A 23,038-nucleotide genomic window follows, 5' to 3' on the forward strand; every position below is an offset into this window, starting at 1 on the left:
GATCGCCCCTCCGGCATGACGTGGCGGGAGCGCAGACCCTGCCCCTCGTCTCAGCCGAACCGCTGGGTCAGCCACCGGTGGACGGCGAGCGCGGTGGGCTCGGCGTGCTCCTCCAACATGGTGAAGTGGTTTCCGGGTACCTCCAGCCTGGTGTGCTCCAGCCGCCATTCGGGTCGCCACAGCGGCCGGGCGCCGTCGCCGATCACCTCGGAGAGACGTTCGGCCGAGGCCGCGCCCACGAACAGGGTGGGGGTGGCCACCGGCAGAGGCTCCCAGCCGTCGAACAGCTCCGCGTACCGGGCCATCGCGGTGAGCTGTTCGTCTTCGAGGGGCAGCTGCGGGAACCGTGCGGTCAGCCAGCGGGTGATCGTGGTCATGTCGTCGGCCATGTCCGCCCTGGCCTGCGCGGGTGAGTCGAGCAGCACCAGCGCGGCCGGCGGGGCACCGTCGGCTTCCAGCCGCCGTACGATCTCGTGCGCCGGCCAGCCGCCCGACGAGTACCCCACCAACGCGAACCGCTTGCCGGCAAAGCGTCGTCGCAGAGCGTCGGCCTGGATGTCCGCCGCCGCCTGCAGGGTCTGCGGCAGCGGCTCGCCTGCCCCGTAGCCGGCCATACCGGTCACCCAGACGGAGCGCAGGCCACGCAGTGCGATGGCGAACCGGAGGTACTGGTGGACGCCGGTCGGGGCGATGAGGGACGGCAGGCAGACCAGCTCGATCTCGTGCGCGCCCTGGGCCAGTTGAAGGTTTTCCGGCTCGGTGGCGGCCGCCCCGGAAGGGAAGGCGGGCCGCAACCGGGCGGCGGCCGTCAGCAGTGCGGTGCCCTGGGCCGGGTTCCCCGACTGCGCGGCCGCGTTGAACAGTGAGCCGATGGACGCGGCCGGCGCCGGCGCACCGCTCATCGGCCTGCCTCCGGCGCCGCCGGCGGGCCTCTCGCCCGTCACGGGCTCCGGCCGCAGTGTCTCGACCAGTGCGGCCACCTCCGCGGAGCGGTTCGCCAGGAGGTGGGCGCCGAGTTTCTCGACCGAATCCTCCTCGAAGAGCAGGGTGGACGACAGCTCGCCCAGGTCCTGTCGGAGCGCGTTGGTGAACTGCAGGACGAGGATCGAGTCCATCCCGTAGGCGAGGAAGGATGTTCCGGGGTCGATCTTCTCCGCGGGAACCTTCAGCGTTTCCGCCGTCTTGTCCGTGAGATAGGCGGCCAGCACCACGGCCGGGGTCTCGGCCGGGGTCTTGGCCGGGGCCGGGGTCTCGGCCGGGGTCTTGGCCGGGGCCGGGGTCTCGGCCGGGGCCGGCGGCATGACGGGGGGAGCCGACGGCTTGGTCACCTCTGCGGGTCCCGCGGGAACACCCGCCGTCCGCTGCGGTGGTGCGGCAGCCGAGCGTGCAGGGGCGGTGACCCGCTGGCATGCGATGCCGTCGCCCTCAGCGGCGATGATCTGCTGGCCCAGGTCACGGGCGCGTGGCAGGAGGGAGACCACCGAGGGGAACCCTTCGCCTCGCAGTACCTCGCGCCAGGCATCCGGCGCCAGCGCGGGTGAGCCGGGGACGCGCAGTGACACGTCCTCGGAAAGCCACCAGCCGTCGAGCAGGCCGAACGTGAGGTGGCTGAACACGTCGAAGGCGGTCAACTCGTTCAGCAGCAGCCAGCCCTTGTCACGCATCGCGGACTTGGCGTTGCGCAGCGTGTTCCGCAGATCGCGGGTCGCGTGCAGGACGTTGGCGGCGATCACGAGGTGGTAGCTGCCCGCCTGGATGCCCTGTGGCGCGAGCGGCTGCTCGACGTCGAAACGCCGGCAGTCGAGATAGGGAGCGTCCGGTCCGAACCGGGCCTTGGCATGGTTCAGGAATGCCTTCGACAGATCGGTGTACGTGTACGTCTCGATGCTGTCCCGGTACGGACGCAGCGCGGCGAACATGCCGACGCTGGTGCCTCCGGTGCCGGCTCCGATCTCCAGGACCCGGATCCGGGTGCCCGGGTCCTGGCGCAGCAGCTCCGCGACGATGCCGGAGGCGGCGGCGGCCATGGTGCGGTTGAAGGTGTCGGCCACCCGGTTGTTGCGGTAGCAGCCCTCGACGAGTGCGACGGAGCCGCGCGGGAACATGACGTCCGTCGCCGGTGTGCGGCCGGTGAGGATGTCGGGCAGCGCCTTCAACGTGGCATCGACGAGGGCGAGTTCAGCCGCCTTGTCGGGGTCGGCGGACCACTGCGCACACTGCTCGGTCCATTTCCGTTCGAGGACGTCGAGGGGCGGCGCGTGGTCCGGCATGATCCGCAGGGCGTGTGCGAGCCACGCCGTGTACCGCTGGTCGATGCCGCCGCGGGCGCGCAGTACCGCCAGGTCGGTCGGGGCGGTCTCACCGGCCCGGACGACGCCGAGCGCCTCCAGATGGCTGCGGATCAGCTGGGCGAGCAGCGGATCGCGTTCGGTGCGGCGCCAGTCGGCCACGGTGCGCAGGAACCGGTCGTCTCCGTCGGACAGGTCTGCCGGGCGGATGACCGTCTCGGGCGCGATGCGCACGGCGGAACGCTCGTACACGGTCATCCGGAGCGTGGTGTCGATCGGTTCGATGGCTTCCGGGTCGGTCAGCTTGACGAAACTCACCTGCGGCTGCGGGCCTGCGAGCAGGTGGTCGAGCGCGGCCATGCCCTCCGGCGGCTCGATCGACAGCAGCCCCCACCGTGCCATGCTCTGCCGGTGGAAGGCGGAGGCGACGCTGCCGACCGAGCCCCACCAGCCCCAATTCATGACCTTCACGGGGCAGTTGAGGTAACCGGCCAGCAGGTGTGCGTAGGCGTCGGCGAAGGCGCAGCCGGCCGCGTAGTTGCTCTGCCCGGCCGCCGTGGTGAACGACTGGAGGGAGGAGAAGAAGAGGACGAAGTCGAGCTGTTCCTGGGCGAAGACCTGGGCCATGGCCACGCTGGTGTCGGCCTTCGCCGCCAGGCTGGCGCGGAAGTCGGCCTCCTCCATGCTGGCGAGGCCCCGGTCGCGCAGCACGAGCGCCGCGTGGATGACGCCGTGGATCCGCCCGTACCGGGCCTTGATCTCCTCGTAGGCCCTCCGCAGTGCCTCGGGGTCGGTGGCGTCGGCCGCGAGGTAGCGGACCTCCCCGCGCCCCCGTATGCCGTTCAGGCGCGCTTCGATGGCGGCGTCCTGCGGCCGGCGGCCGATCCACACCACACGGGCGCCGTAGGTCTCCACGACGTGCCGGGTCCATGCCTCGCCGAGGCCGCCCGCGCCGCCGATGACGACGTATACGCCGCTCTCCCGGTACGGGGCCGCCGCCGGGTGCCCGGTGGCGGTCGGTACGAGTTGCCGGCGCAGCCATTGGCCCGAGCGACGCGCCCAGGTGCCGCCGGGGGTGTGCGCCGGGATGTCGGCGAAGGCCGCCGGCCCTGCCGCGTTGTCGAAGTCGACGCGGCGGACCGTCCAATGGCCGTACTCACGCTCGATCGCCCCGAACAGGCCGTGCAGGCCCGCGTGGGCGGGCCGCGTCACCTCGCCGGGGTGGGTGGCGAGGGCGCCGCGGGTGACCAGCGTGAGGCCGAGGGACCGGGCGTCGTGACCGGTCAGCAACAGCGCCTTGACCAGGCGGAACGCCGCGATCACGCCCTGCTCCCGCGCGACGGCGAAGCCGTCGGTGTCGGTCGGGTGCGGTGCGGTGTCCGGGGCGATCCACAGCAGGTGGTCGAGCGGCCCGGCGGACCGCAGTGCGGTGGCGTTCTCCTCGACCGTGGCGGTCGGCGGCAGCCGCCAGGCCGACGCGTGGGCACAGTGCCGGGCGAGCTCGGCGAACTCCCCGTCGGACGCGCCGACCACGAGCACCCGGCCCTGGAGGGGTCCGGGAGCCGTTTCGGACGCCTCGGCCCGCGCCGGCTCCCACACCGGAGCGAACAGCGAGGGAGCAGCGGACTCGGGAACGGCACGCGAGGTGTAGCCGGTCATCCGGACCGTGACGCTTCCCGCCTCGTCGACGAGGTCGATGTCGAGCCGGCTGAGGGCGCCCGCCGGGTCCTGGCCGTCCGCGACCCGCACCACGGCCCACATCTGCGGCACGCACGGGCCGAAGACCTCCAGTCCCTCCAGCGCGAACGGCACCATGAGTGCGGGGGGCGACGCGTCGACGCCGTTGAGGTTCAGCGCGGTGGATGCCTGGATCGCCGAGTCCAGCAGGGCGGGCGACAGGAGGTACGGGCGCGGCTCGCCGGGCGGCGCGCAGAGGCGGGCGACGACCGTGCCGTCACCGACGAACGCCTCGTCGATCGCGCGGAGCGTCGGGCCGTGGGTGATGCCCCGCGCAACGAGCGTCTCGGCGATCCGGTCGCCCGTCACGCGGGTCGGGCAGGCGCCGCGCAGGGCAGCCAGGTCAGCGGGGGCCGGCCGAGGGGAGGTGGTCCGCAGGACGTGGCCCTCGCAGTAGGAACCCGCGTCGTCCGACGGGGACCCGATGGTGAAGGCGACGCCGTCCCCGGACGCGCGCACCACGACCTCCACGTCACGGGGCGCGCCGTCGACGACCAGGGGGCGTACCCAGGTGACGTTCCGCATCCGGAACGGGGCCGCGGGGTCCGCCCCGAGGGCCTGGACGGCGACCTCACGGGCGAGCTCCAGATGCATGACGCCGGGCAGGACGCGCCGCCCGCGCACCAGGTGGTCACGGAGGAAGCTCTCCTCGCCGGTCAGCTTCGCGGCGCCGCACAGGGCGCGGGGCTCACCGGGGAGCGGAGCCGTTTCGGTCAGGACGGGGTGGGCGGGGGTGACAGGGGCCGCCGCAGTGGACTCCGCCGGCGGGAGGGGCGGCGTCGGCGTCGCCCAGTGGCTTTCCCGGGCGAACGGGTAGGTGGGCAGGGGGACCCGCCGCCGGCCGTGGCTTTCCCTGGGGAAGAGCCGCGCGAAGTCGACCTCCGCGCCCCGCACGAACCGTTCGGCGAGGTCGGTGAGGTCCGTGCCGTCGACGACGGGCACCCCGGACGCCGTGGCCTCGCCCGTGTGGGCGCGCGGTCCGTCGAGGCCCTGCTCCAGGGCCTGGATCAGGTCGTCGAGGCCGTGCACGACGCAGGCGTAGCGGTGGGCGAGGTGCGCGCGGCCGACGGCGAGGGTCCAGGCGATGTCGCCGTGGTCGAGCGTGCTGTCCCGGCGGCAGTGCGCTGCCAGGCGGGACAGCTGCTGGGCGAGTTGGTCGCGCGAACGCGCCGACAGCACGACGAGGTGGGCCGGGAAGGGGGTACGCGTGGCGGTCACGGTCGGCGGCTCGTCGAGCACAAGGTGCGCGTTCGTCCCGCTCGCTCCGAAGGAGCTGACGACGCCGCGTCGCGGAGCGTCCGCGGGCGCCGGCCACGGGTGGGTGCGGGTGCTCAGGTAGAACGGGCTGCCGTCGAGCGGGACGGCTTCGTTGCGCTGCTCGAAGTGGAGCGAGGCGGGGATCTGCCGGTGCCGCATCCCGAGGAGGATCTTGAAGATGCCGGCGACGCCGGCCGCGTGCTGGGTGTGGCCGAGGTTCGTCTTGACCGAACCGAGGGCGCAGTAACCGGTTTTGTCGGTGCCCTTCCGGAAGGCGCGGGTCAGCGCCTGGAACTCGATGGGGTCGCCGAGCTTCGTGCCGGTGCCGTGCGCCTCGACGACCTGGATCGTCTCGACGTCGACGCCGAACCGGTCGTAGACCTCGCTCAGCAGCCGCTCCTGGGAGACCGAGCTGGGAGCGGTGAGGCCGTTGGTGGCGCCGTCGTGGTTGGTGCCGCACGCCCGGATCACGCCGTGGACGTGGTCGCCGTCCGCGAGCGCGTCCGCCAGCCGTTTCAGGACCAGCACGCCGACCCCCTCGCCCGGTACGAAGCCGTCGGCACGGTGGTCGAAGGCACGGCAACTCCCGGTCGGCGAGAGCATGTTGGCGCGGCCTGCGAGGTCGTACAGGCGCGGGGTGGTCTGGAGGTAGACGCCGCCGGCGAGTGCCATGTCCGTCTCGCCCGACCAGAGGTCTTTGCAGGCCAGGTCGAGGGCGACGAGGGAGCTGGAGCAGGAGGTGTCGATCGCGAGGGCCGGGCCGTTGAGGTTGAGGAAGTACGCGATCCGGCCGGGTGTGACGGACGCCAGGTTCCCCCAGAACGCCTGGGCCGGGGCGTCGTCGTCGATCAGGACCTGGTAGTCGCCGTCCCAGCATCCCACGTAGACCCCGCAGTCGCGCCCGTTCATCGCGCTCCCGGCGTAGCCGGCGTCTTCGAGGGCCTTCCACGACTCTTCGAGGAGCAGCCGCTGCTGGGGGTCCATGACGGCGGCCTCGACGCCGGAGATGTTGAAGAACAGCGGGTCGAACTCGTCGATGCGGTCCAGGAACCCGCCGCGCGTGCAGCGGGGGTTTCCGGCGGCGTCCACGGGCGGGACGGGCCAGCGGGTCGCCTCGCCGACCAGGTCATGGCCCGCCGCGAGGTGTTCCCACAGCTCGTCGAGCGAGTCGGACCCGGCGAACCGGCCACTCATCCCGACGACGGCGATCGGCTGCGGCCCGTTCGCCGCCGGGCGGGCCCCGGCAGCGGTGAGCGAGGGCGCGGCGGTCACGCTGACGGCCGCGGCGGAGACGGCGGGCGCCTCGACCGCCGCAGCCGCGACGGCGGGCACGTGATCGGCCGTGGGGACGAGCGCGGGGGGCGCGATGGCATCGCGGTGAGCGTCGAGCAGATGGGCGATGAGGCGATCGGCCGAGCTGTGGTCGTAGATGACGCTGGTCGTCAGGTCGAGGGAGAGCGTCGCGTTGAGTTCGTGCACGAAGCGGACGCCGAGGATGGAGTCGAGTCCGTACTCGGCGAAGGCCCGCGTGCCGTCGATCTCCGGTTCGTCCATGGCCAGCGCATCGGCCAGTTTCTCGTGTACGACACGGCGGACGTGTGCGTCGAGCGGAACCCGGGGCAGCACGGCCCTGGCCGCACCGGCCTCTGAACTCGCCTCACGTGGGGCGGACTCCGGGGTCACGGGCCGGGCCGTGTCCTCCGCGCCGCGAGCGCCAGGAGCACCGGGAGCGCCTGGGGCGCCGACGGCATCGAGATCGCCGATCCAGTACCGGTCGCGGGCGAACGGATAGGTGGGCAGCGGGATCCGGCGGCGGGCGGCAGAACCGTGCAGGGCGTACCAGTCCGGCGCCACGCCCTCGGTCCACAGGGCGGCGAGTTTCGCGAGCTTGCCCGCCTTGGCCCAGCGGGTCACCAGGAGCTCCCTCAGGTCCTCGTCCCCGGCCAGTTCGGCGACGGCGCCGCGGGTCGGTCCGACGGTGCCCCGGTGCACCCCGGGGGCACCGGGGCCCCGGTCCAGGTATGCACGCAGCACCTCGCGCAGTTCGGGCACCGAGCCCACGACCACGGCGAGGCGCTCCGCCATCGCCTCGCGCCCGACCTGGAGGGTGAACGCGAGGTCGGCGAGACCGACCCCCTCACCGGCACCGTCGAGGTGGTCCGCGAGGCGGGCGACGTGGTCCCGCAGCTGTTCCGGCGTCCGGGCGGACAGGACGACGAGGTGCTCGGCCGTGGGCCCGGCCGGCGCCGTTCCGGATGCGGGCTCGGGCACCCGTTCCTCCAGGATGACGTGGGCGTTCGAGCCACCGGCGCCGAACGACGAGACCGAGGCCAGGCGCGGGCGGTCGCTCCGCCAGTCGGCGAGCTCGCGCTGGACGAAGAAGGGCGTCCGCTCCAGGTCGAGGTTCGGGTTGAGCTCCTCGGCGTGCAGGCTGGGAGCGAACTGTCGGTGCCGCAGTTGCAGGACGGCCTTGGTCAGGCCCGCGATCCCGGCAGCGGCTTCGAGGTGCCCGATGGACGACTTGACGGAGCCGAGCGCGCAGAACTGCGTGTCGTCCGTGTCCTGCGCGAAGGCGAGGGTCAGGCCCGCCACCTCGATCGGGTCACCGAGTTCGGTGCCGGTGCCGTGTGCCTCGACGTACCCGATGTCGCGGGCCGAGACGCCGGCGCGGTCCAGTGCGTCACGGATCAACGCGGCCTGGGCGCTCGGGCTGGGCACCGTGTAGCCGTGGGTACGGCCACCGTGGTTGACGCTGGTGCCCCGGATCACCGCCAGCACCCGGTCGCCGTCGGCCAGGGCCCGCGAGAGGGGCTTGAGCAGCACCGCACCGACCCCCTCGCCCGGAACGAAGCCGTCGCCGCCGCTGCCGAAGCTGCGCAGCCTGCGGTCCGCCGACAGCATGTTGGAACGGCACAGCTCGACGTAGTCGAGGGGATGCACATACAGGTTGACCCCGCCGGCGATGGCCGCCTCGCAGGAACCCTGGTGCAGGTGCTCGCACGCCTCGTGGATCGCGGTGAGGGACGCCGAGCACATCGTGTCGATGGTCAGGCTCGGGCCGCGCAGGTCGAGGATGTAGGAGGTACGGGCGCTCAGCGACGCGAAGGACAGGGCCGGGACGACCGTCTCCCCGGACGGCAGACGGTGCGCACCGTACCGGGCGTGGCCGGATTTGGTGACGCCGGCGAAGACCCCGACCCGGTGGCCGTGGCGGCTGCCGAGTTCCTCTCGGGTGTAGCCCGCGTCTTCCAGGACTTCCCAGGATGCCTGGAGGAACAGCCGTTCCTGCGGGTCCATCGCGTAGGCGTCGCGGGGGGCGATCTGGAAGAAGAGCGGGTCGAAGGCGGCGAAGTCGTCCAGGAAGCCGCCCCACTTGCTGTAACTGCGGCCGGTCGCGAGCGCGGTGGTGCGCGCGGGCTCGTAGAAACCCTCCAACCTCCAGCGGTCGGGCGGAATGTCACCGATCCGGTCCCGTCCGTTCTTGAGGTTGTCCCAGAACTCGGTGAGGTCCGCGGCACCCGGGTACCGTCCGCTGATGCCGATGACGGCGATGGGTTCCCGCTGCCCGGGGGGTGTGGCCGGAACGGGCAGGGCTCCGGCCGGCGGCGGTGGTGCGGGGGCGGGGGTCCGCCCGGTGGGCTCACCGGCCCCGGAGACGGCATCCTGCGGCACGTGCTCCGACATGGGCGGCTGGTGCTCCGAGGCGAGGTGTCCGGCGATCGCCCGCAGGGTCGGGAACTGGTAGAAGAGGGTCTTGGAGATCTCGCCGTACGTGAGGGACAGCTCCTTGTTGAGCTGCACGACCAAGATCGAGTCCAGCCCCATGGCGTGGAGCGGGGCGTCGGGGTCGACGGCGCCGGGCGGGAGCTTGGTGACCCGGGTGAAGAGAGCGGTGAGACGGCGCAGCGTCTCGCGGGCGGCGCGGCCCGGGGCCGCCGGTTCCCTCGGGCCGGGGACCGCCGGTTCCAGGGGTGCGGGCGCGGCGGCCTCGGCCGGGGCAGGAGATGCCGCGACGCGTCCGTCCGAAGCCGTCGGGATCCGGGTCAGATCTCCGTGGTGGACCCATACCCGTCCCTCCTCGGCCAGTCGCCAGGCACGGGCCAGCGCGTCGAGACCGTCCGAGGAATCCATGGGGGCCAGGCCCCGGCTCTGCCAGAGACGGGCGCGTACGGAGTCGTCGACGGTCATCCCACCCTCACGCCACAGCGGCCAGGCGAGCGACAGGGTGCGTCCGGAGCGCTCCCCCGCCGCGACGCGTGCGTTGCGCAGCACGGCGAAGGCGTCCAGGAAGGCGTTGGCCGTGGCGTAGTCCGCCTGCCCGGGATTGCCGGTGATGGCGGAGCCGGAGGAGCAGAGCAGGAGGAATTCGAGCGGGGCGTCGCCCACGGCGCGGTCGAGGTGGACGACGCCGTCGGCCTTCGGCCCGAGGACCTCGGTCCACTCCTGTGCCGTCTTGCGTACCAGCGCGGCGTCATGGACCACTCCCGCGGCGTGGATGATGCCGTGCAGGTTCGTGTGCCGCTCCCGGATGTCCCTGACGAGGTGGCGCACCTCCTCACCGCGTGAGACGTCCGCCGGCGCGTAGCGGGCGGTGGCTCCGGCTGCACGCAGTTCGTCGAGGAGTGCGTCGATCCGCGCGTCGCGCGGTGAGCGGCCGGCCAGGACGAGCGTCGGACGAGCGACGTCGCGGGCGATGGCACGGGCGATCACGGCACCGATGCCGCCCGCGCCGCCGGTGATCAGATAGACGCCGCCGTCGCGCCACGGCGCCATCGCGTCGCCCGTCGATGACGGCGCGGCTCGCGTCCAGGCGGGGACGGAGCGGACGCCGTCACGCTGGAGCACCAGGGCGTCGTCGGCAGCGCGGGCGTTCTCCGCCACGAGGGCGGCGACGGTCCCGCCGTCGGGGGCGTCGGGGCCGGGGAAGTCCACGCAGACGAGCTGTGCGGTGAGCGAGGAGTCTTCGGCGGTGGCGGTACGCAGCAGACCGTCGAGCGCCAGGTGGACGATGTCGTCACCACCCGCGGGCGCCACGACCTGCACGAGGGTCCTGCCGGCCGACGCGTCGGCGACCAGGTCGCGGACGATCTCGAAGACCTGCCGTGAAACGTCCTCGAAGCGGCTGTCGAGGCGCTGCTTGCCGGTCTCGACGGTGCGGCACCGTACGCCCGCGATCCGTCGCTCGACGCTGTCCCGCGCGGCGGCGAGCGCTCCGCAGAGGATCACGACTCGGCGGGCCGGCGGGCCGTGCTCCCCGCAGTCGTCCGCCGGCGCGGGCTTCGGGGTCCAGCGGGACACGAGGAGCGCGGTCCCGGTGGCGGGCGTGTGCGGTTCCGGCGATTCCGCCGGCTGTTCCGGCGCGGCGCCGGGTATCCAGTACCGCTCGCGGGCGAACGGATAGGCCGGGAGTTGGACACGGCGGGGCGCCGGATTCCCGTACAGGGCACGCCAGTCGACGACGGCGCCCGCGGCCCAGCGGGCGAGCAGACCTGCGAGGCCGCCGTCCGGCGCGTCGGGCCCGGGATCAGTGGCCTGCCGGGTGACGCTGCCCCGGACTCCGTCCCCGAGGCGTTCGCCGTTCTCGGTGAAGTCCCGGAGTCTGGCGGCGAGTTGACCGTGGGAGCCGACCACCCATCCGACGCGTTCCCACATCGCCTCACGCCCGGTCTGCAGGGTCCAGGCGAGCGAGCGCAGGGAGGGCGGCTCGGCCGCCTGTTGCAGGTGCGTGAGCAGATTGCGCGCGACCTGGCGCAGCTGTTCGGGAGTGCGCGCCGACAACGGGACGACGACGGGTGTTTCGTGGGTGTCGGTGACGGTGTCGCCGCCTACGTACTCCTCGACGACCACATGGCAGTTCACACCGCCGAACCCGAAGCTGCTGACCCCCGCCCGTCGTGGGGCGGGGACGCCTCCGGGACCGGACCGCCGCCGCCACGGCTCGTTCTCCCGCACGATGCGGAACGGCCCGTCGTCGAGTTCGAGGTAGGGGTTGAGTTCGGCGGAGTGCAGCGACGCCGGGATGAGCCCGTGCTTCATGGCGAGCAGCACCTTGAGCAGTCCGGCGATGCCGGCCGCCGCCTCCAGATGGCCGATGTTCGTCTTCACCGAACCGAGCCCGATGTCCGCACGGGTGGTGGCGCCCAGCCGCCGGAAGGCGGTGCGCAACGCGCGGACCTCGACGGGGTCGCCGAGCACGGTTCCGGTGCCGTGGGTCTCGATGTAATCGATGGTGTCCGGCTGGATGCCGTTCATCGCCGTGCTGATCAGGTCGGCCTGGGCATCCACGTTCGGTGCCGTCAGGGAGTTGGCGCGCCCGCCGTGGTTCTCCGCGCTTCCCACGAGCACGCCGAGGATCACGTCGCCGTCCCGTTCGGCGGCGTCGAGCGGCTTCAGGACGAGGGCGCCGACGCCCTCACCCCGCACATAGCCGTCCGCATCGCGGGCGAAGGTCCGGCACCGTCCGGTCGGGCTCAGCATTCCGGCGCGGTGGGCGCTGACGAAGGTGTCCACGCCGAGCAGGAGGTTGACCCCGCCGGCGATCGCGAGGTCGCACGCGCCGGAGCGGATGGCTTCCATCGCCCGGTGCACGGCGACGAGTGAGCTGGAACAGGCCGTGTCGACGGGCTGGCTCGGGCCCCGGATGTCGAGGAGGTAGGAGATCCGGTTGACCAGCATGGAATGGGCGTTGCCCGTGGAGGTGAACGCGTCCGGCTCGACGCCGTACGTCGTGAGCAGTGTCGCGTAATCGGTGCCCGAGACGCCGAAGAAGAGCCCGGTGTTCCTCGGCAGGCCACCGCGCGGGTACCCGCTGTCCTCGATCGCGCTCCAGACCGTCTCCAGGGCGAGGCGGTGCTGGGGGTCCATCAGTTCGGCCTCGCGCGGGTAGATCTGGAAGAAGGCCGCGTCGAAGGCGTCGACGTCTTCGACCACACCGGCGTGGGGCGGGAACTCGGCCTCCTCGACGCGGCGTGCGTAGGCCGCGTCGTAGCGGTGGACGGGGAACTTTGAGACGCAGTCCCTGCCTTCGGCGAGGCGGGACCAGTAGGTGTCGAGGTCGGGTGACCGGGGGAAGCGCCCCGCGGCGCCGATGACGGCGATGGGGGTCGGCCCGTCGCCCCTCGCGGGGGCGGGACGGCCGGGTTCCGGGGCGCGGCTCTCCCGCGCCGTGTCGGCGGGCTGGGCCCGGCCGTCCTGGGGCACTGCCGGCGCTGACCGTGTCCGTGCGGTACGGACCTGGTCCTCGAACTCGGCGACGAGATGCCGGCCCAGGGCGCCGAGAGTGTTCACGTCGAAGAAGGCCGCGGGGGTCAGGTCGATCTCGAACGACTCCTTCACCAGCCTGCTGAACGTGACGAGTGAGATGGAATCAAAGCCGAAGGCGTCGAACCCGGTGTCGGTATCCAGCTCGTCGGCGTCGAATTTGAGGATGTCCGACGCCAGGCACCGCAGTTCATCGACCGCGAAGGCGACGAGGGCCGCGTGATCGCCGTCGCGCCGCGAGGAGGGAGTGGGCGAAGGCGCCGTCTGCGGGTCAGGGCGCTGCACGGGAGTTCTGCTCCGTTCCCCGTCCGTCTCCTCGGGTTCCGCAGCACCGTCGCCCCACCGCACCTCCACGAGTTCGGCCAGGAGCCGGCCGTCGCGGTCCGCCAGACGGACCCGGCCACCGGGGGTGTCGGCCTGTGGGGGCAGGTCGAGAACCACGTACGCCACGTCGTCGGCGGCGCGCGTGTCGTCGAAGAGGCGTATGTCGTCGATCCGGTAGGGGATCTGACGCATCCAGGCAGGCTCGCCGGCCTGCTTCGCGACGAGGTGGACGCCGTGGGCGACGGCCGCGAGGACGTGCGGGGCGATGCGGACGTTCCGCATCGTGTGGTCGTGGCGACGTTCCGGGACGGCTACCGGGAGCACGAGCCTTCCGCCCGGCAGCCAGTAGGCGCCCCGCACACCGCACAGCAGCGGTTCCGGGGTGATGCCTCCTTCGGCCAGTTCGGCCAGCGCGTCCTCCCGCTCCAGGACGCGCGTGGCGTCGCGCCGCAGCCCTTCCGTGCCGTCCTTGCCGACCGGCAGGGCCTCCGGCGCGGCCGGCCGGGCGTCCGGGTGCACCTCGAATTCGGCGACGGGGGTGCGTGCCCCCGACGCGTCCTCGCGGAACACGACGGCGACGGCCGCGTCGCGGCTCACCGTGCTGAAGGTGGTGACCAGGCGGGCGGTGCCGGCCCAGGTGACGGGGCCGTGGACGCGCAGGCCCCGCACGCGCGGCAGGTCGGCGAAGCCGGAGACCTTGCCGACCGCGAGTGCCAGGTCGATGGCGAAGGTCGGGACGATCCCCGGCACCTTGTCCTGGGGGCAGCCGTAGTCGGCGAGGTCGTCGAGGTGCACGTCCAGGCCGTAGCGCAGTCCGTCGACGTCGGAGTGGTTGGCGCCGAGCAGCGGGTGCTGTTTCTCGCGCAGTGCCAGCGGCGCGGTGACGGTGGGCGCCCCGGGCTCGGGTTCCGTCCAGCACCGTATCCGCTCGAAGGGATAGGCGGGCAGGGAGATCCGCCGCGGTGGGTGAGCGCCGGTGAGCGGAGCCCAGTCGACGCTGCTGCCTCCGGTCCAGGCGACGGCCAGGTCACGTGCGGTCGCGGTGCCCGGGTCGGTGTCCGCGAGGGCGGCGGCCTGGTCACGGTCGCCGGCGAGGTAGCGGTCAACGGCCTCGACGGCACCGGTGAGGTCCTTCGCGAGGAAGGCCCAGCGGCGCGGCAACTCGTTCTTGCCGACCCGAAGTGTGTGGGCGATCGACGGCAGGTCCGCCTCGTCCGCCGCCGCCAGGTAGTCACGGAATCGGGCGATCGAGGTTTCCAGCGTGGCGTCGGTCATCGCGGAGAACACGAACAGCTCCGCCCCTTCCGGCCCGCCGGTACGAGGGCCGGTCCGGTCGGCGTACTCCTCGATGATGATGTGCGAGTTCATGCCGCCCGCGCCGATGGAGGTGATACCGGCGCGCCGGGGATGGGTGGTCGTGGACCCGTTGTCCACGGTGACCGCCGGCTTCCACTCGGCGAGTTCGCGCTGCACCCGGAAGGGCGTGTTCTCGAAGGCGATGTCCGGATTGAGTTCCCCGCTGTGCAACGAGGGGACCAGGGTGCGCTTTTGGAGTTGGAGGATCACCTTCGCGAACCCGATCATTCCGGCCGCGTGCAGCAGGTGTCCCATGTTGGACTTGACCGATCCGAGCGCGCAGAACTGGGTGTCCCGTGTGTACTTGCCGAAGGCCGTGGTGAGCGCCCTGACCTCGATCGGGTCGCCGAGCGAGGTGCCGGAGCCGTGGCCCTCCACATAGCTGATCGTGCGCGGGTCGATGCCCGCGTCGTCGAGGGCCTTCTCGACGGCGCGAGCCTGCATGCGCGGGTTCGGGACGGTGAACCCGTTGCGCACCCCGGCGTTGGAGAGCGCGGTGCCCTTGATCACGGCGTGGATGCGGTCGCCGTCGCGTTCGGCTTCGACGAGCGGCTTGAGCACCACGGCGCCGACCCCCTCGCCGAGGATCGTGCCGTCCGCGCCGAGCCCGAAACTGCGGATGACCTCGGAGGAGGCGGTGGTGAAGTGCTCGTGTGAGGAGGTGATGAGGTTGTAGGGATGCAGCAGGAGGTTCACGCCTCCGGCGACGGCCATCTTGCACTCACCCGCCCGCAGCATCTGCACGGCCTGGTGGACGCACGTCGACGATCCCGAACACATCGTGTCGAGGAAGACCGACGGCCCGGTGAACCCGTAGAAGTACGACAGCATGTTGGGGATCGCCGCCAGGTAGCTGCCGGTGGCCGGGGCCCCGCGGGTCAGGCTGTTCTGGAAGCCGTAGAGCCCGTAGTGGTTGCTCATGGTGCCGACGAGCACGCCGACATCGCCCTGGTACCGGCGTTGGATCGTCTCGCGGGAATAGCCCGCGTCCTCCAGCGCCTCCACACCGACCTGGAGGAAGAGGCGGACCTCCGGCGACATCCGTTCCGCGTCGCGCTTGGAGATGCGGAAGTACCGGGGATCGAAGGTGTCGATCTCCCGCAGGAACGTTCCGGTCCGGATGGCGCTCTTGCCGAGGACGCTGCGCTCGGGGCTGTAGAGCGCGTCGTGGTCCCACCGGTCGCGCGGCACCTCCTCGAAGAGATGGCGCCCTTCTTCGAGGACCGTCCACAGTTCGTCGAGCGTGTCGGCGCCGGGATACCTGCCGGAGATGCCGACGATCGCGATGTCGTGGTACTCATCGGCGGCGGTGGTGCGGGAGTTCGCGGGGACGGCGTCCCGTACCAGCGCCGGCACCGCGGCACCGGGCCGGTCGTCCGCGGCCGGGTCCGGGGTTGCCGGCTCCGCCACCACCGTCGGCTCCGGTTCGGCGCCGAAGTGGGACTCCAGCGTCGTCCGGTGCTCTTCGACCAGGTAGCCGACGACACCTTCGATGTCCGTGTACTCGAAGAAGAGTGTCTTGGGCAGCGGCCCGAAGACCTCTCCGAGCCGCTCGGTGGCTTCCAGGACACCCATCGACTCGATCCCGTACTCCACCAGGCCGACGGTCGGCTCCAGCATCGCCGGGTCGTGGTGCAGCACCTCGCCCAGTACCTGCTTGACCAGGTCCGTCGTGCGCGCGACGAGGTCGTCCTCGGCGAGGGCGCCCGTGGTCCGGGCGGACGGCGCAGGCACGGCGGGGCCGGCCGGACGGGGGGCGGGCGGGTCCCGCCGCTCGGATACGAGCAAGGCCGCGGCGCCGTGGGCGACGACGATGTGTTCCGGCGTGTCGTGCAGGGCACACCCGAGGACCCGCAGGCCGTCCTCCGTCGGCAGGGGCTCCCAGCCGCGCTGTCGACGCATCGCCGCGAGGGTCACGTGGTCGACCGTCATGCCGCCCTCCGCCCACAGCGGCCAGCTGACCGCCACGGTGCGGCCGGTCCGCTCGCCGGCGTCGACGAGCGCCTGCCGGTGGTGGGCGAAGGCGTCCAGCAAGGCGTTGGCGGCCGCGTAGTCGCCCTGCCCCGCGTTGCCGTACACCCCGGCGACGGAGGAGAAGACCACGAAGAAGTCGAGGGCGAGGCCGCGGGTGGCCGCATCGAGGTGGAGGACGCCGCTCACCTTCGGTTGGAGCACCTCCGCCACGTCCTGCGGCTCCTTGGTGAGGAGGTAGCCGTCGCGCAACGTCCCGGCCGCGTGGACGATGCCGTCCAGGGATCCGTGCTCGCTCACGATGGTGTGCACGGCACGCTGCACGTCCTGCGCACTGCCGACGTCCGCGGTGAGGTAGTGCGCATCGACCCCGGCCGTGCGCAACGCGGCCAGCGCCTCGTCGGTGCTGCTCCCGGCCGCGGTCCGGCCGCTGAGGACGACGGTGACATCGGCGTGCCGCGCGAAGTAGCGCGCGACGTTCCGGCCGAGGCCGCCGAGGCCGCCGGTCAGCCAGTAGACGCCGCCCGCCTTGAGCGGCGGGACCTGTGGCCCGGCGCTCAGCTCGGTGCCGACGGGCCGCCGGGCGTGGCGGGTGCCGTCGGCAGTGTGGCGGACCTCGGCGTCGGTGACGGTCGGATCGGCGGCTTCCCGGCGCACGAGTTCCGCGATCCGTCCGGACGGTGCGGCCGCGAGCCCGGCGACGCGTACGACCCGCCCGGAGACGGACGGATTCTCCAGGTTCAGCGTCTTGAAGAGGCCGACGAGCGGTGCGTGGAAGAAGCGGGGCACCCGGTCGTCGACGAGTACGAGGAACCGATGCGCTCCCCTCGGCTTCGACCGGAGGAGTTCCTGTACCCGCCCGAGGACCAGGTCCAGCACGACGCCGACGCCGGCCGCCACGTCGTCGGGAGTGATGTCGGGAAGGACGGTGAACGGGCAGCCGGTCGCGTCGGAGACCGCGGAGGCGAAGGTGTCCGGCCTTCCGGTGAGGAAGCCGTGCAGGGTGACGGGGCCGGCCGCGTCCCCGGGCGGCGCGGCCACCCAGCGGGTGGTGGCAGCCACCACCCGCCGCCCGGCGGCGCCCGCCGGTTCGGCGACGGTCCGCTGGGCCAGCCCGCGCAGCCGGGCCCGGACGGTTCCGGTGTCGTCGCACAGGTCGATGTCGAAAGTGGCGAGCCCCTTGCTGCTGTCGTGGCGGCGGACCCAGGCCCAGATCACGTCCTCACACGGGCCGAGGACGTCTAACCGGTCGAGGGCGAGGGGCAGCATCAGGCCCTGGCCCGTGTCGGGAGCCGAGGCGGTCTGGAGGACCAGCGACGCCTGGAGCGCCGCGTCCAGCACACTCGGCGGCAGCGCCAGGGCGGCGTCCGCAGTGTCCGCGGCGGGCCGCTCGATACGTGCGAGCAACTCCCCTGCGCCGAGGCGGATTTCGGTGAGCCCGCGCATGGCCGGCCCGTACTCCAGGCCCGCCTCGTGGAATGCCTGGTACGCCGCGTCGGGGTCGTGGGGCGTGGCACAGGAAGCACGCAACCCGCCGAGGTCGAGCGTCCCCGCCTCGTCCTGCTCCTGCTGCTCCTCGGGCGCACCGGCCGAGGCCGTGCCCCGGCTGTGGACGACGGCCGGCTCGTCCCCGGCGGCGGCCGGTGTGCGGATCTCGTACGCCAGGGTGCCGTCGTCCTGGGGAGTGATCACCACATGGACCTCGACCGGCTGCCCGTCCACCACCAGCGGGCGCAGCCAGGCCGTGTCGTCCAGCCGGACCGCCGTCCGGGCAAAGCCGCCGCGGCCGGTGGCGTACGACACCGCCGCCCGGACCATCTCCAGCTGGGCGGCGGCCGGCAGGACCCGCGCACCGTGGACCCGGTGGGCGTCGAGGAACGGTTCATCGCCCGTGAAGACCGAGGTGTAGCGCTGCTCGTCGAGGCAGGAGGTGTTGCGGTGCACGAGCGGATGGAGCGCGCCGTTCGCCGGCGCCGGCGTGGCCTTCTCGTCCGCCGGACGCGTACGGAACCAGTGGCGTTCCCGCGCGAAGGGATACGTGGGCAGGTGCACGCGACGTGCCTCTGGCAGCCCGGCGGGCCGCGGAAGCGCGGACCAGTCCACCTCCTCGCCCTCGGCCCACCGCGTCACGGTCTCCCGCAGCCCGGCGGGTCCCTCCCCGTCCGGCTGCCTGGTCCGGCCGTGCACGGCGGTGTCGGGGAGCGTCCCGTCCGCGAACGCGGCCAGCAGCGCCAGGAGTTGCGGCTGATCCGCCACCACGAAGGCGACCCGTGCGGCCATCGGCTCGCGGCCGATCTGGAGGGTGTGCGCGATGTCGGCGAGGCGCTGCGGTCCCGGGAGCGACGCGGTGTCGCAGTCGCCGTCTTCCGTCTCGGCCAGGAACGCGTGGAGTTGTCGCGCCACCTCCCGCAGACGCTCCGGGGTACGGGCCGAGAGCGGCACGGCATAGGGGCCGGTGGCCTCGGTCCTGGTGTCCGGCCGGTCGTCGCGGAGGTACTCCTCGATGACGACGTGGGCGTTGGTCCCGCCGAACCCGAAGGAGCTGACTCCGGCCCGGCGTGGTGCGGGGGCGCCGTCCGGTCCTGCGGGCGGCTCGGGCCACGGCTGGGTCTCGCTCACGATGCGGAAGGGGCTGCCGGTCAGGTCGATGAGCCTGTTCTGCTCGACGTGGCCGACGGTCGCGGGGAGGACCCGGCCGGCGAGGGCGGCGATCACCTTGATCATGCCGGCGACTCCCGCCGCGCCTTCGAGGTGCCCGATGTTGGTCTTGACCGAGCCGATGCCGGTGGTGCCGGGCTCAGGTTCCGTGCCCTGCGCCCGGTGGAGGTTGCGGAAGGCGCGCTTGAGCGCGAGGACCTCGATGGGGTCTCCGACGGGTGTGCCGGGGCCGTGGGCCTCGATGTAGGACACGGTCTCCGGGCGGATGCCCGCACGGGTGTAGAGCCCCTCGATGAGGTCCGCCTGCGCGGTCGGATTGGTCACGGTGAGCGAACTGGTCCGGCCGCCGTGGTTGGTGGCGGCGCCTCGGATCACCCCGTGGACGGGATCGCCGTCGGCGACGGCCTGCGCCAGGGGTTTCAGCAGCAGCACCGCGCCGCCCTCACCGCGGACGTATCCGTCGGCGCCCTGGTCGAAGGCCCGGCAGCGGCCTGTGGGCGAGAGCATGCTCGCCTGGCTGAAGGCGACGAAATGCTTGGGCGACCAGCACAGGTTCACCCCACCGGCAAGGGCACGTTCGCATTCGCCGTTCCGCAGGGCGGTGACCGCTTCGTAGACGGAGACCAGCGAACTGGAACACGCGGTGTCATTGGTGATGCTGGGGCCCTGGAAGTCGAGGAAGTAGGAGACCCGGTTGGAAATGATGGAGTATGCGGTGCCGGTCGGGAAGTAGGCGTCGGTCTTCGCCCCGTCCCGCTCCATCAGCTCCGCGTAGTCCGCGTGGCACACGCCCATGAAGACGCCGGTTTTCGTCCCCGCCAGGTCGCCCGCACGATAGCCCGCATCCTCGATCGCGTGCCAGGCGAGTTCCAGGGCGAAGCGCTGCTGGGGGTCCATGCTCTCCGCCTCGCGCGGAGAGATGTGGAAGAAGGGCGCGTCGAAGCAGTCGGCCTGCTCGATAAAGCCGCCCCATACGCTGTTCGTCTTCTCGGCGCCGCGCCGCGGGCTGCCGAACCAGCGCTCCTTCGACCACCGTTCGGGCGCCACTTCGGAGATCAGGGAGCGTCCCTCGACCAGGTGCCGGAAGAACTCCGGCAGTGTGTCCGAGCCGGGCATCCGGAGTGCGAGCCCGATGATCGCGATACCGTCCGCGGCCTGCGGCCGCCCGTCCGCGTTCATCGCTGCCCTCCGACGAGCAGCCCGGTCTGCCGACGGTCGACCACCGTCGTCAGGTTCATCTCGGCGTCCGACGGGGTTCGCATGGTGTCATCCCGGTTCATCACGAACTGTTGGTTGAGCACGGCGGTCGAGAGCAGATGGATGAACGCGTGGTCCTCCTTCGTGCTGATCTCGGCCGCGGGGGTGGACATGACCTTGTCGACCAGGCGTTTCGCGAAGACCGGATCGATTCCGTCGATCTTCTCCAGCTCCCGTTCGGAGAGCACCAGGTCCAGGTAGTCGGGCCGGTGCTCCTGGAAGGCAGCGCTGCCCGGCGCGCGGTAGGGCTGCTTGCGCCGGGTGAGGGGTTCCTCCGGAAGGAGGTCCCGGAACGCCTCTTTGAGGATGGCCTTCTCCTCCCACCCGTCGTCGAAGCGCAGGTTGACCGAGGCAGCCGCCCGCACCACGGCCGGGTCCAGGAACGGGCACCGGTTCTCGACACCGTGGGCGAGCCCCATGCGCTCCCCCTGACTGGACAGCAGATAGCCGGCAAGCAGGGTCTTGAACTCGATCCACTGGGCCTTCTGCGTCGGGGACAACGCGGCATAGCCAGGCGTCTCCCCGGTCAGCGCCAGCAGGTCCGCGAACGGCTCGGCACGGTCCTTGAGCAGGCGTTGGACGAACCGGCCGTTCTGGTAGCGCAGTTCGTGGGAGAACAGCCCCGGCAGCTGCTCCTCGGTGAAGCGGCCGAGCAGCCCCGTCACATGGGCCCGGTGCTCGGGCCCGAAGTGGGCGAGCTCCGGGTGCAGAACGGCGATCCTTCGCTGCCGTTCCTCGTCGGACAGGTCATGCCACGAAGCGCGCAGCATCGTCTCGCGGAAGAGCGAGTAGCCGAGGAAGGCTTCGTCGGCGCCCTCTCCGCTCAGAATCGTCTTGATTCCGGCGTCACGCACATGGCGCGACAGCAGGTACATCGGAACGAATGCGGTGCGAAAGACGGGGGTTTCGGCGTGCTGAACCGCCGCCGGGAAATGCTCCGCGATGTCGGCCGTGGAGATCGTGATGGCGGAATGGCGCGTGCCGAAGTGCTGCGCCACGACCTGCTGACTGCTGGATTCGTCGAAGGACCGGTCCTCGAACTCGACGGAGAAGGTGCGTACCTCATGGGAGGAGAGATCGCTCGCGAGTCCGGCCACGATGGACGAGTCGAGGCCACCGCTCAGATAGACCCCGACCTCGACGTCGCTGCGCAGCCGCACCTCGACGCTGCTGCGCAGCGTGTCGCGCACGAAAGCGGTGGCCTGGGCCGCCGTACCGGTGAACGGGGCGGCGTCGACGGAGAGTTCCTCGTAGGTGTGCAGAGTGCGGCTTCCGGTGCGGATCGAGAGGAGACTGCCGGGCGGGAGCTGTCTGACGTCCTTGAACGGGGACCGGTCCGGCAGCGGCGTCCAGATGCCGAAGATGGATTTCAGCTCGTGCGGGTCGAGTGCGAACCGGAAGCCGGGGTAGGCGCGGAACGCCTTCATCTCCGAGGCGAAGAGGAACCCGCCGGGGCGGTCCGTGTGGAAGAGCGGCCGTTTGCCGTACCGGTCGCGGGCGAGGAAGAGTTCGTCCGCGACCGCGTCGCGGACTGCGAAGGCGAAGGCTCCGTTGAAACGGGGCAGGCAGGCAGGCCCCCACTGGATCCACGCCTGGAGGACGACCTCGGTGTCCGAACGGGTCCGGAACTGCCGGCCGAGCCCCCGCAGTTCCTCGCGCAGCTCGATGTGGTTGTACAACTCGCCGTTGAAGCAGATCCAGTACCGCTCCGTAGCGTCCGACATGGGCTGGGCGCCTGTCGTGAGATCGACGATCGCCAGCCTCACGGTCCCCATCGCGATGCCGTCGTCGAGGTAGTACCCCGCTTCGTCCGGTCCCCGGTGACGGATCTGCGAGAGCATGGCGGAGACGACACCGGGTCGGGTGTCGGTGTCGAGTGAAGAGGAGAGGAAGCCCGCTATCCCGCACATGTGACACCTCCCTGCTGCCCGCCGTTCCCGTCCGTCCGGTCGGCCACGAACCTGTCGATCGCCTCCAATGTGGCCGGAACGTCGAGCAGGAATTCATCACTCTTGATCTCCAGTGAGAATTCCTTCTCCAGGAACGTCATGAGTTGGATGTAGCCAAAGGAATCTATGATTCCGTCCTTGAAGAGATCGCTCTGCGGCGTCACTTCGGCACCGAACTCGATCAAGAACTTCGTTTCGATGAACCGGATGATCTTGTCCGTTCTGGTCACAGCTCATTCCTTGGCATCGCGGGGAGGGGTGTCGAGACGGAGACGCCGTCCAGGCGGTGGCGCACGGGTGCCGTGCCGGGCCGGCGGGGCGATCGACGGCACGGCACGCACGGCGGCTGCCCAGCGCCCCCATGGCCGTCGGCGAGGACGTTCACCGCGCGGTGGTCCGGACCGGGTGAGCGCAGCCGGTCCGGCGGAGGCAGCGGACGGCGGGCGGCCGGCGCGGGCGGGCCGGCAGCGCACGGCGGGCGGCCGGCGCAGGCGGCGCGGGCGGGCCGGCCGCGGCACAGAGGTCAAGGTGCGCACCGTGCAGCCGACCGGTGCGCGAGGGTGCCGACTCGGGTCACCACTGCCGGTACGTCGCGCATCGCGCGCGTTTCGGGATCGCCGATCCGTTCGACCGCGGTGGGACATGGTCATGGGGCTCCGTTCGGCCGCGCAGCTGTCGCTGGGGCGTTCGCGCCCAGTAGATCCGGCGAGCACGACCGGTGGAATGTCCCCGGGAGCGAATTCGGCGACTCCCTTCGGTCCGGGAGACCTATCCGCCTGGGCTGGGCGACCGGCGGTCCGGAGCGCGGTGCGAGTTCTGCATCTCGGGGGCAGACGCGGGCCGCCCCGTGCTGTTTCGATCAGGACAGGCCAACGCTCCCGGCCCGGGAGCGCGCTCAACTGAACCGGAAGGACCATGCCGTGACCGAACGGCCCGGTGTCGGAGGGAGCACCGCCATCGAGAACTGCCGCAAGGCCTTCG

General features: G+C 71.9%; 3 protein-coding genes. All 3 read right to left on the reverse strand.

The genetic code is table 11. The annotated features are described in order from the left end of the window. Nucleotides 1-50 precede the first annotated feature (50 nt). The 3 genes from AB0G35_RS30925 to AB0G35_RS30935 are packed head-to-tail and all read right to left on the reverse strand — an operon-like array spanning nucleotide 51 to nucleotide 22,287. Nucleotides 51-20,030, reverse strand: coding sequence for an SDR family NAD(P)-dependent oxidoreductase (locus AB0G35_RS30925; protein ID WP_360956304.1), 19,980 nt, complete (start codon nucleotides 20,028-20,030; stop codon nucleotides 51-53). Continuing rightward, nucleotides 20,027-22,018 (reverse strand): asparagine synthase (glutamine-hydrolyzing), encoded by a 1,992-nt coding sequence (gene asnB, locus AB0G35_RS30930; RefSeq protein ID WP_360956306.1) that lies wholly within the window; start codon nucleotides 22,016-22,018, stop codon nucleotides 20,027-20,029. Before asnB ends, AB0G35_RS30925 begins: the two co-directional genes overlap by 4 nt. Then, entirely contained in the window at nucleotides 22,006-22,287 is a 282-nt protein-coding gene (locus tag AB0G35_RS30935; protein WP_360956308.1) for an acyl carrier protein, read from the reverse strand. Before AB0G35_RS30935 ends, asnB begins: the two co-directional genes overlap by 13 nt. Nucleotides 22,288-23,038: the final 751 nt, after the last annotated feature.

Origin of the sequence: Streptomyces sp. NPDC021749 (assembly GCF_040640655.1) — a bacterium.
GTDB lineage: Bacteria > Actinomycetota > Actinomycetes > Streptomycetales > Streptomycetaceae > Streptomyces.